Below are 10,043 nucleotides of genomic sequence, written 5' to 3' on the forward strand. Positions count from 1 at the left end.
TTAGCTTGTGCACTATATTTCACAAAGCGGGCGACCCATGGCGGAGGACACCATAGTCGAGGCAAAGGCGCCGGATCCCGTCGCGGCACTGATGGCGCGGGTGGGTGACCGGGTGCGGCAGGTGCGCGAACAGCGCGGCATTCCGCGCCGCGTGCTGTCGGAGACCTCCGGCGTGTCGCCGCGCTACCTGGCGCAGCTGGAAAGCGGCGAGGGCAACATCTCGATCGGCCTCTTGATGCGGGTCGCGGCGGCGCTGGACTGCCGCATCGACTGGCTGTTGAGCGAGGAGGACCCCTGGACCTCTGAAGCGCTGCACCTGGCCGAGATGTACCGCCGCGCCAATGCCGAGGTGCAGGCGCAGGTGCGCGGGCTGCTGCTGGAGGGCGCGCCGGGCGGGCAGCGGGCGCAGCGGCTCTGCCTCGTGGGGTTGCGCGGGGCGGGCAAGTCCACGCTGGGCCGGATGGCGGGGCAGACGCTGGGCGTGCCCTTTGTCGAACTCAACCGCGAAATCGCCGCGCTGGGCGGGATGCCGGTGGGCGAGATCCTGGCGCTCTATGGCCAGGAGGGCTATCGTCGGCTGGAGGCCGACGCGCTGGAGGCGGTGATCGCGGCGCATGACCGGGTGATCCTGGCCGTGGGCGGCGGCATCGTGGCGGAACCGGCCACCTACAACCGCCTGCTGGCGCATTTCCACACCGTCTGGCTGAAAGCCACGCCCGAAGAACACATGGCGCGTGTGCGCGCGCAGGGGGATGAGCGGCCGATGGCCGGGCAGCCCGCCGCCATGCTTCAGCTGAAGTCGATCCTGCAGGCGCGCGAGGTGCTCTACGAACGCACCCATGCGCAGCTGGACACCTCCGGCGCGACGCTGGACGTGACGCTGGACCGGTTGCTGGCGCTGATCGCGGAGCAAGGCTTTCTTGGCTGACGTCCTGTCCGAACGGCTGCGCGGCCCGTTCCGGGACGCGGCCGAGGCGGTGTTCTACCATGGCTCCACCCCCTGGGAGGTGGACGAGGCCATGGAAGCCTTCGGCTTTGCCAGGGGGCCGTTCGCGGCGGAGGACATCCTGGGGCTCGACCTCGCATGGGAGCGGAGGCGGGACGGCGGCCCGCCGATCCTGCGCCGCATGATGGAGCTGGGCAAGCTGGGCCGAAAGTCGGGCGCGGGCTGGTATCGCTACCCGGGCGGCGGCGGCAAGGTCGAGGATCCCATCGTTGCCGATCTCGCGCTGGAAGAGGCGCATTTTCACCGGGTTGCCCGGGTGGATTATGCGGAGGCGCAGATCCGCGAGCGTCTGCTGGCGGCGCTGATCGTCGCTGCGCGTGGGCTGCTGGCCGAAGGCTATGCTGCGGCAGAGATCGACCGGGCCGCAATCGCGGCGCTGGGGTTTCCGGCGGAGCGGGGCGGGCCGCTGGTCTTTGCCGCGACCATGGGCGCGGACTGGACCGACCGCCTGATCGAGAGGGTCCGGGACGAAGGCCGGGTGCCTTTGCCGCCGAGGACATGACCTGACGCCGATGTCGGCAGCGATACGCCGAGGTCGTGCGCGCAGGGGCTGCGGTCCGCATTGCGCGTTTGCCGTGGGGCAGGGCGCTGGCTATCGTCGCGCCATGGTTTTTTCGGAGCAAACCGGCCGGGGTTCCCGGTCCCCGGGCACAGGGTCCCGTCATGGCCGCCGCGCGCTGGTGGCTGCCGTCCTGGCCGGGCTGCTGGCCGGCTGCGCCGCCCCGCCTCTGTCCGACGCGCCTGTGCCGGATCGTCCTGCGGCCGAAATCCTGTCCGGCTGCTGCACCGGCGATCTGCCCTATCCCGACTGGCTGATCCGTCTGGCGGACGCCAATGTCGAACCGATCCGCGCGGTGGGCAAGATCCAGTTCCGCCCCGGGCGGATGACCCGCCAGCCCGAACTGGCCGCGCTGCTGGAGTCGGAACTGCGCCCGCTGGACATGCTGTTCTTTCATTCGGACAACCGCGTCTCGGGCCACCTGCTTCCGGGGCAGTTCACCCATGGCGCGGTCTACGTCGGGTCGGAGGCCAAGCTGCGCGCCGCCGGCCTCTGGGACCTGCCCGCGCTGCGGCCCTGGCAAGGGCATATCCGGGGCGGGGCGGTCTACCTCGAGGCGGTGGACGGCGGTGTCCGGCTGTCGCCGCCGGGGATCGTGCTGGACACCGATGCAGTGGTCGCCCTGCGCCCGCGCGGGATCGACCGGGCAGTGTCGCTGCGCCGGGGGCTGGCGCAGATGGGGGTGCCCTTTGACATGCATTTCGACGCCGGGGACAGGTCACAGCTGTTCTGCGCCGAACTCATCGCGCTGATGCTCCCCGAGGCGGAACTGCCGCGGACCCCGGTGCATGGCCGCGTGACGATCCTGCCCGATGCGGTGGTCGCCGGGGTGCTGACACGCGATCTGCCCTTTCAGCTGGTCGGCTATGTCGAGGCGACGCCGGGCGGCGGCGCGCGGGTGCAGCCGCCGCAACTGCTGGCCTGGCACATCCGCCGCGCCTGGCCTGGGGCGCGCTGAGACGCGCCCCAGGCGACAGGGTCAGTTGAGGTCTTCCAGCAGGCGGCCGTGGCGCCGTGTTTCTTCGATCACCGCACCGAAGGTCTTGAACCCGCGCGCCTCGAGCATGGGCAGCATCCGCACCAGCACCTCGGCGGTGGCCTGCGCGTCGCCCAGGGCGGTGTGTCGCAGCGCCTCTGGGATGGTGACGTCCAGCCGCTCGCAGAGCGCGTCCAGCGTATGCGTCTCGGAGGCGCCGAACAGCACCGCCGAGATCAGCACGGTGTCGAGGATCGGGTGATCCCAGACCACGCCCATGCGCCCCTTGTGCCGTTGCAGAAACGCCATGTCGAAGGGCGCGTTGTGCGCCACGATCACGGAATCCCGCGCAAAGGCGTGGAACTGCCGCCCGGCGCGGGCAATGTCGGGCTTGCCCTGCACCATCGCGTCCGACACCTTGTGCACCTTGGTGGAGGCGGGCGGGATCGGGCGGCCGGGGTTGACCAGCTGGTCAAAGCGTTCGCTCGCGACGATGCGGCCGTTCACCACCCGCACCGCGCCGATCTGCACGATCTCGTCCTTGTGCGGCAACAGGCCGGTCGTCTCGGTGTCGAAGACGGTGAAGGTCAGCCGCCGCAGGGGCTGGTCGTCGATGGCGCGGCCGCTGCGGGCCTCCATCAGGTCGAAATCGTAGACCAGCGGGCGCGCCGCCTCGGGCGGGATCTCGATATGGGCGGCGTCGATCACCATCATGTAGCCGCCGCCCTGCATCGGTTTCAGCCGCGCGTCGTAGCTTTGCTGCCCGTCGAGGCCCATCAGGGTGCGGGTGATCTCCTTGCCGGTCTTGTCCAGTGCGGTGCGGGCGGCCTTGAGGTCGGCGGGGTCGAAATAGTCCACCAGGGGCGCGTTCAGGCGCGGCATGGCCTGCTGGGCCAGGATCTCGGCGGCCTGGCCGTCATACAGAACGATCTGGTCGTCGGCGTTGATCAGCAGGGTGGCGACGGGGATTTCCGTCAGCAGCGCGGTCAGCCGGGCCTTTTCCGCCTCGAGCCGGCTGGTTTCGGCGGCGATGCGCTCGGCGGTGGTGACGTTGCTGTCCGACAGCGCGGCGGTGATCGCGTTGGCGGCCGGGGCCAGGTCGCCCAGGTAGCGCGCCGCTTCGGCGTCGATCTCGCAGGTGAGGCCGGCATGGGCGCGCACCCGCAGGGTCGCGGACAGACGCTCGATCGGCTTGGCCACGTTCTCGTCGAACAGCAGCCAGACCCCGGCGGTCAGCGCGACCAGGCCGAGGACGGAGAGAATGCCGGCGAAGACAAAGCCGTTGGTGACACTGGTGGACAGCGCCCGGGCATGTCCCGCCCAGAGCGCGCCCACGACAAGCGCCGCGCCGCCCAGCGCGAGCAGGCAGAAGAACAGGAAGATGCGCAGGCGGAGACTGAGCCGGGTCATCGGGTCAGGCCTCCGCGCAGGCGGTCTTCACGACGGGATCGTCCGCGCCGACATCGCGCCACAGAGGCGGCGAACCGTCGCCCAGCACCGGGTCGGCGCGGCGGTGGCCGACGCAGTCGACCATGACCTGGACGATCTTCTTGCCCTTCCAGCGGTCGTAGAAATAGACGTTCACCATGTAGAGCCCGCCGGTTTCGGCATTGGCCAGCCGGTTCGCGGTGTCGACCGCGACAAAGCGTTCGGTCACCGGGACGGCGTAGCTCCAGGGCCGCCAGAAGGCGCTGGTGGGCACGGCCTGCGCCACCGTCAGCCCGGTGGGCAGGTTGCCGGCGGTGCGGCTGTACCAGCTGTATTCCAGCGAGGCGGTGGCCAGGATCATCGCCCCGCCCGCACCCAGCGGCATGGCCCAGCGCGGCAGCCGCCCGCCGGACAGCCGCGACAGGATCAGCATGAGTCCCGCACCGGCAAAACCGGCCGCGAAGACCCCGATCAGTTCCAGAAACATGGCTCCTCCCTTCCCACGTGGTCCCGGCCTCGGGGGCAGCGGTCAAATTCCTTGGCAAGGAATTTGCAAAAGTCCTGTCAGGACTTTTGTCGCGCCCCTGTCAGCCGAGCATGCCCTTGCCATGACCTAGCGCCGATTGCAGCGTCTTGACCACGACAAAGGCGTCGCGCAGGTGGCTGCGTTCGAAATCCGACAGGTCGGCCGGGGCAAGATAGTTGTCCGGCGCGCCGCCCGCCTTGATCTGGCGCGCCTGGTGTTCCAGCCGTGTCTCGGCGATCACGTCGTAGGCGTCGATCAGGCTTTGCCCCCCCGAAGTGCTGAGCACGCCGGCCCGCACCGCCGCTTCCAGCCGGGCGCGGGTGTTGACCTCGGTCAGCTTGCCTTGCAGCGCATAGACCCGCCCAAGGTCGACCACCGGCACGACGCCGTTGTGCTTCAGGTCCAGCCGGTTCTTGTGCTCGCCCGAGCGGATCGTGGCGAAGCCGCGCAGCAGGCCCAGCGGCGGCGTGTGCTTGAGCGCGTTCGAGGTCATGTGCGCGACGAAGATCGAGTTCCTGGCCGCCCGCGCCAGCGTGCCCTCCTGCAACTGGTCGAACAGCGCCGCGGCGCCGCCGATCGGGCGCAGGTCGAACATGACAGACGCCAGCATCTGCGCCTCGGGCGAAGGCTTGGCGATCCAGCTGTCGAAGTAGCCGCGCCAGACCCGCAACGGCTGGCGCCATCGCGCGTTCGTGGCCATCATGTCGCCGGGGCAGTAGACATAGCCGCAGGCGTCCAGCCCGTCGCAGACAAAGCGCGCGAGGTCCTCGAAATAGGGCATCTGCGCCTCGGTCACCGCGTCGTCGAGGATCAGCACGTTGTCCTGGTCGGACACGCCGGTCTGCTCCTGCCGGCCCTGGCTGCCGCAGGCGGCCCAGAGGTAGGGCTCCGGCGGCGGGCCGATCTGCGCCTCGGCCAGCGCCAAAAGGCGGCGGGTGGCGGTGTCGGCGATGTCGGTGATCAGCCGCGTGACCACCTCGTGCCGGTTGCCGCCGGCCACCAGCTGCACCAGCAGTTGCGGGATGCGGGCGGTGACCCTGGCCATCTCCGACGCGTTGCCGGCGCGGGCGATCTCGGACACCAGTTCGGCCGAGGTCATCGCCTGAAAACGGGTCAGGTCGGTCTGGGTGACGATGCCCACCAGCCGCCCGCCCTCGGTCACCGGAACGTGGCCGATGCGGCGCTCCATCATCATGTGCAGCACGTCCGAGCCGATTGCCGAGGGCGGCAGGGTCAGCGGCGATTTGGTCATGATAACGGAGACGGGCGTGTCGTAGGGCAGGGCGCGGGCGACGACCTTGCCGGACAGGTCGCGGATGGTGGCGATCCCCTGCAGCTGGTCGCCCTCGGTCACGCAGATCGACGACACGTGGCGGTCGCTCATCAGGCGCGCGGCCTCCTGCACCGGGGTATCGGGGGTGCAGGTCAGCGGGTTCTGCGCCATCAGCGTCTCGACCCGGCTGGTCGTCAGGTCGGCGCGCTTGGCCCTGGCCGGCCGCGCGCGGTCAAAGAACTTCTTCGCGGCGGGCTGGGTTTCGACCAGGCGCAGGAAATCGGCCTTTGGCAGGACCAGCAGCAGCGAGTCCTCGCGCGTGCTGGCACTGGTCACGGCCAGCCCGTCGCGGGTCAGCCCGCGTTCGCCGAACGAGTTGCGCGGGCCCAGCAGCGAGATCTGCACGCCGTTCTGGTCACGCACCTCGACCGCGCCGGAATGGATCAGGTAAAGCCCTTCGAGCGGGTCGCCCAGGGTATAGACGGGCTGGCCGGCGGCCATGGCCTGCGGACGGAAGGCGGGAACAAGGGCCTCCAGCACCTCGGCGTCAAGCGCGTCGTAGGGATGAACAGCCGAGAGAAAGCGAAACAGATCTGCGCGGTCGATGGGCATCAGGTGTCCTTGCCGGGTCGGGAAGCGGAAACGGAATAGCGGACGGTCAGCAGGCCGGAGGGGAACTGCCGCACGCCTTGCACGGTCAGGCCGATGTCGTCCTCCAGGTCCATCCCGCCGAACAGCGGGCGGCCGCGGCCGATCAGGACGGGGACGAGGGTGACCTGCATGTCGGCGATCAGGCCCCGGGCGAGGAAGGCACGGATGACGCGGCCGCCGTCGACATAGGCACGGCGCCAACCCCGGGCCGCGAGGTCCTGCATCAGCGCGGCGGGGTCAAGCCGGCTGAGCTGGTCCCTTCCGCGCAGGTCTTCGGGAATGTCGCTGTCGGTCAGGCTGTGGCTCAGGACGACGACGGGTTTCGCATAGGGCCAGTCGCCGCCGTAGCCCAGCACGGTGCGAAAGGTGCCGCTGCCCATGACCAGCCCGTCGATACCGGCGATGAAGGCATCATAGCCGTGGTCTTCGCCCGCGGCGTCGCGCTGCGTCAGCCAGTCCAGCCGGTCATCCTCGCGGGCGATGTAGCCGTCGAGGCTCATGGCGATGAAGACGTGTCCGGTGGTCACACTGGCCTCCCGAGCCCGGGCGATGAAATGAAAAGTCCCGCCCGGCATAGCGCCGGACGGGACGAAAGCGTAGGGGACGGGCCGTCGCAGGAACGGCCCGCCGCCATCTCAGTGACCGTCCACAGCAGCGCCGGCGCCGCGCGGAATGCGGACCGATTCCACCAGTTCCTCGATCTCGCGCGGGATCGGCGCGGTCATCTTGGACACGGTGAAGGCCACCGCGAAGTTGATCGCCGCACCGACGGCCCCGAAGGAGGTCGACTTGATGGTCAGGAACAGCGGGTCGGCATCGGTGAAGCTGTTGGTGTCCGGCACGAAGAACCAGCCCTTGTGCAGGAAGATGTAGACCAGCGTCACGACCAGGCCGGTCAGCATGCCTGCCACGGCGCCCTTGCTGTTCACCTTGGTGAAGATGCCCATCATCAGCGCCGGGAAGATCGTCGCCGCCGCGAGGCCGAAGGCCAGCGCCACGGTCTGCGCCGCAAAGCCCGGGGGGTTGAGACCCAGCCAGGTGGCCACGGCGATCGAGACGGCCATGGCGATCCGTGCGGACATCAGTTCCGTCTTTTCCGACATGTTCGGGGTCAGCTGACCCTTCAGCAGGTCGTGGCTGACGGCCGAGGAGATGGCCAGCAGCAGGCCGGCGGCGGTCGAGAGTGCTGCGGCAAGACCACCGGCAGCGACAAGGCCGATCACCCAGCTGGGCAGGTTGGCGATCTCCGGGTTCGCCAGAACCAGGATGTCGTTGTTGAAGTTGGTCAGTTCGTTGGCTTCGCCCCAGCCGGCTTCCTTGGCGCGGGCCACGGCTTCCGGGTTCTTGTCGTTGAAGTAGGCGATCTTGCCGTCACCGTTCTTGTCTTCCCAGCCCAGCAGGCCGGTTTTCTGCCAGGTGGCCATCCAGTCGTAGCGCGGATCGGATTCGATCTGCTCCAGGGCGACCGGCTCGCCCGAGGCGCCGTTCGGCCAGAACATCTCGGTGATGTTCAGGCGGGCCATCGCACCCACGGCGGGGGCGGTCAGGTACAGCAGGGCAATGAAGACCAGCGCCCAGCCGGCGGACCAGCGTGCGTCCGACACCTTGGGCACGGTGAAGAACCGCATGATGACGTGCGGCAGACCGGCGGTGCCGATCATCAGCGACAGGGTGAAGAGCACCATGTTGAAGGTGCCGCCGTTGTGCGTGGTGTACTCGTTGAAGCCGAGGTCACGCAGCAGCGCGTCGAGCGTCGCCAGCAGCGGCTCGCCGGTGCCGGTGTGGGTGCCGAACAGGCCCAGGCCCGGGATCGGGTTGCCGGTCAGTTGCAGCGAGATGAAGACCGCCGGGATGGTGTAGGCGGTGATCAGCACGACGTATTGGGCCACCTGCGTGTAGGTCACGCCCTTCATGCCGCCGAACACGGCATAGGCGAACACGATCACCGCGCCGATCAGCAGGCCGGTGGTCGAGGACACCTCGAGGAAGCGGCCGAAGGCCACGCCGACGCCGGTCATCTGGCCGATGACGTAGGTCACCGAGGCGATGATCAGGCAGATCACGGCCACCAGGCGCGCGGTCGGGCTGTAGAATCGGTCGCCGATGAACTCGGACACGGTGAACTTGCCGAACTTGCGCAGGTAGGGTGCAAGCAGCAGCGCCAGCAGCACGTAGCCGCCGGTCCAGCCCATCAGGAAGGTCGAGTTGTCATAGCCGACAAAGGCGATGAGGCCCGCCATCGAGATGAACGACGCGGCCGACATCCAGTCGGCGGCAGTCGCCATGCCGTTGGTGACCGGGTGGACGCCGCGGCCGGCGGCGTAGAATTCCGACGTGGAGCCCGCGCGGGCCCAGATCGCGATGCCGATGTAGATCGCAAAGGATGCGCCCACAAACAGCAGGTTGATGGTGAACTGATCCATTGAGAGTTACTCCTCTTCCACGCCGAATTCTTTATCCAGCTTGTTCATCCGCCAGGCGTAGAAGAAGATCAGCGCCAGGAAGACGATGATCGAGCCTTGCTGGGCGAACCAGAAGCCGAGATCGGTGCCGCCGACCGCGATGCCGGACAGCATCGGGCGCAGCAGGATGCCAAAGCCGAAAGACACCAGCGCCCAGATGATGAGGCTGATGATGATGATGCGCACGTTGGCCGCCCAGTAAGCCGCGTCGGACTTCTGGGTGGCTTGCACGCCTTGGGATGTACGGTCCGCCATGTCGCGGGTCCTCCTCTTTCCTCCTTGTGCCCGCCGGGCTGCCGCGCGGCGGACGGGTTCACTCCTGGGCCAGCCGCCTCAGGCGGTGGCCGACTTCACGATCGCGGCAAGCTTGCCGGCGATGTCCTCGATGTCGCCCATCGCGTTGATGCCGATCAGCGCGTGTTGGGCGGCGTAGTAGTCGATCAGCGGCGCGGTCTGCGCGTGGTAGGCTTCCAGGCGCGCGGCGACGGTTTCGGCGTTGTCGTCGACGCGGCGCTTGAACTCGGTCCCGCCGCACTTGTCGCAGACCCCGGCCTTGGCCGGCTGCTTGAAGCTGTCGTGGTAGCCCTCGCCGCAGGTGCCGCAGGTGGAGCGGCCCGAGATCCGGTCCACCATCGCCGCGTCGTCAACCTCGAGGCTGACCGCCGCGTTGATCTTTCGCCCGCTTTCGGCCAGCAGCGCGTCGAGCGCCTCGGCCTGCACCGTGGTGCGGGGAAAGCCGTCGAGGATCACGCCGCCGGCACAGTCCGGTGCGGCCAGGCGGTCGCGCAGGATGGCAATGACGATCTCGTCCGAGACAAGCTCGCCCGCTTCCATCGCCGCCTTGGCCTTGAGGCCCGCCTCGGTGCCCGCGGCCACGGCCGCGCGCAACAGGTCCCCGGTCGACAGCTGCACCAGGCCGAACTTTTCTTCCAGCATCCGCGCCTGGGTGCCCTTGCCGGCCCCGGGGGGGCCGAGCAGGATCAGGACGGGGGCGGTGGTCAAGGCATCTTTCATGGCTCAGCCCCGGTTCATTCTGTTTTCGATGAGGTCTTCGACGACGGAGGGGTCGGCGAGGGTCGAGGTGTCGCCGAGGGCGCCGTAGTCGTTTTCGGCGATCTTGCGCAGGATGCGGCGCATGATCTTGCCCGAGCGGGTCTTGGGC

Annotated in this window: 10 protein-coding genes; 3 read left to right on the forward strand and 7 right to left on the reverse strand. The window is 68.8% G+C overall.

All coding sequences use genetic code 11. From position 1 onward, the window contains the following. The first annotated feature begins 37 nt into the window (after window positions 1-37). From MAA8898_RS23095 to MAA8898_RS23105, 3 genes are all read left to right on the forward strand, one after another. Entirely contained in the window at window positions 38-928 is an 891-nt protein-coding gene (locus MAA8898_RS23095; protein WP_094023388.1) for a helix-turn-helix transcriptional regulator, read from the forward strand. Beyond that, window positions 921-1,508 carry a 3-hydroxyacyl-CoA dehydrogenase family protein gene (locus MAA8898_RS23100; RefSeq protein WP_094023389.1) on the forward strand — a complete coding sequence of 196 codons (588 nt, stop codon included), beginning with the start codon at window positions 921-923 and terminating at the stop codon, window positions 1,506-1,508. Before MAA8898_RS23095 ends, MAA8898_RS23100 begins: the two co-directional genes overlap by 8 nt. A 178-nt stretch (window positions 1,509-1,686) precedes the next feature. Beyond that, complete coding sequence (locus tag MAA8898_RS23105; RefSeq protein WP_094023390.1) at window positions 1,687-2,523, forward strand: C40 family peptidase; 837 nt, start codon at window positions 1,687-1,689, stop codon at window positions 2,521-2,523. A 21-nt stretch (window positions 2,524-2,544) separates the two neighbouring features. Here MAA8898_RS23105 and MAA8898_RS23110 read toward each other — a convergent pair whose 3' ends face one another. The 7 genes from MAA8898_RS23110 to MAA8898_RS23140 form a co-directional block, all read right to left on the reverse strand. After that, window positions 2,545-3,951 carry a 3'-5' exonuclease gene (locus tag MAA8898_RS23110; protein ID WP_094023391.1) on the reverse strand — a complete coding sequence of 469 codons (1,407 nt, stop codon included), beginning with the start codon at window positions 3,949-3,951 and terminating at the stop codon, window positions 2,545-2,547. Between the two features lie 4 nt (window positions 3,952-3,955). Next, complete coding sequence (locus MAA8898_RS23115; RefSeq protein WP_094023392.1) at window positions 3,956-4,456, reverse strand: hypothetical protein; 501 nt, start codon at window positions 4,454-4,456, stop codon at window positions 3,956-3,958. 100 nt (window positions 4,457-4,556) lie between these two features. Further along, the gene (locus MAA8898_RS23120; RefSeq protein ID WP_094023393.1) at window positions 4,557-6,380 is read right to left on the reverse strand and encodes a putative nucleotidyltransferase substrate binding domain-containing protein; all 1,824 of its coding nucleotides are present in this window, start codon (window positions 6,378-6,380) and stop codon (window positions 4,557-4,559) included. After that, a complete protein-coding gene (locus tag MAA8898_RS23125; RefSeq protein ID WP_094023394.1) occupies window positions 6,380-6,946 on the reverse strand; it encodes a dihydrofolate reductase family protein in 567 nt (188 codons plus the stop codon). The genes MAA8898_RS23120 and MAA8898_RS23125 overlap by 1 nt, the downstream gene beginning before the upstream one ends. A 108-nt stretch (window positions 6,947-7,054) precedes the next feature. Beyond that, on the reverse strand, window positions 7,055-8,842 hold the full coding sequence (locus MAA8898_RS23130) for a sodium:solute symporter family protein (protein WP_094023395.1): 1,788 nt from the start codon (window positions 8,840-8,842) through the stop codon (window positions 7,055-7,057). A 6-nt stretch (window positions 8,843-8,848) separates the two neighbouring features. Further along, window positions 8,849-9,136, reverse strand: a complete 288-nt coding sequence (locus MAA8898_RS23135) for a DUF4212 domain-containing protein (RefSeq protein ID WP_094023396.1) — start codon at window positions 9,134-9,136, stop codon at window positions 8,849-8,851. Window positions 9,137-9,214: 78 nt separating this feature from the next. Next, window positions 9,215-9,895, reverse strand: coding sequence for an adenylate kinase (locus MAA8898_RS23140; RefSeq protein ID WP_094023397.1), 681 nt, complete (start codon window positions 9,893-9,895; stop codon window positions 9,215-9,217). Window positions 9,896-10,043: the final 148 nt, after the last annotated feature.

The organism is Antarctobacter aquimaris (assembly GCF_900184945.1).
Classification (GTDB): domain Bacteria; phylum Pseudomonadota; class Alphaproteobacteria; order Rhodobacterales; family Rhodobacteraceae; genus Maliponia; species Maliponia aquimaris.

Excerpts from the sequence above, each read along its gene's own strand:
- MAA8898_RS23095 (WP_094023388.1), top strand. The coding sequence starts at position 38 with ATGGCGGAGGACACCATAGTCGAGGCAAAGGCGCCGGATCCCGTCGCG.
- MAA8898_RS23110 (WP_094023391.1), bottom strand. The coding sequence starts at position 3,951 with ATGACCCGGCTCAGTCTCCGCCTGCGCATCTTCCTGTTCTTCTGCCTG.
- MAA8898_RS23115 (WP_094023392.1), bottom strand. The coding sequence starts at position 4,456 with ATGTTTCTGGAACTGATCGGGGTCTTCGCGGCCGGTTTTGCCGGTGCG.
- MAA8898_RS23120 (WP_094023393.1), bottom strand. The coding sequence starts at position 6,380 with ATGCCCATCGACCGCGCAGATCTGTTTCGCTTTCTCTCGGCTGTTCAT.
- MAA8898_RS23130 (WP_094023395.1), bottom strand. The coding sequence starts at position 8,842 with ATGGATCAGTTCACCATCAACCTGCTGTTTGTGGGCGCATCCTTTGCG.
- MAA8898_RS23135 (WP_094023396.1), bottom strand. The coding sequence starts at position 9,136 with ATGGCGGACCGTACATCCCAAGGCGTGCAAGCCACCCAGAAGTCCGAC.
- MAA8898_RS23140 (WP_094023397.1), bottom strand. The coding sequence starts at position 9,895 with ATGAAAGATGCCTTGACCACCGCCCCCGTCCTGATCCTGCTCGGCCCC.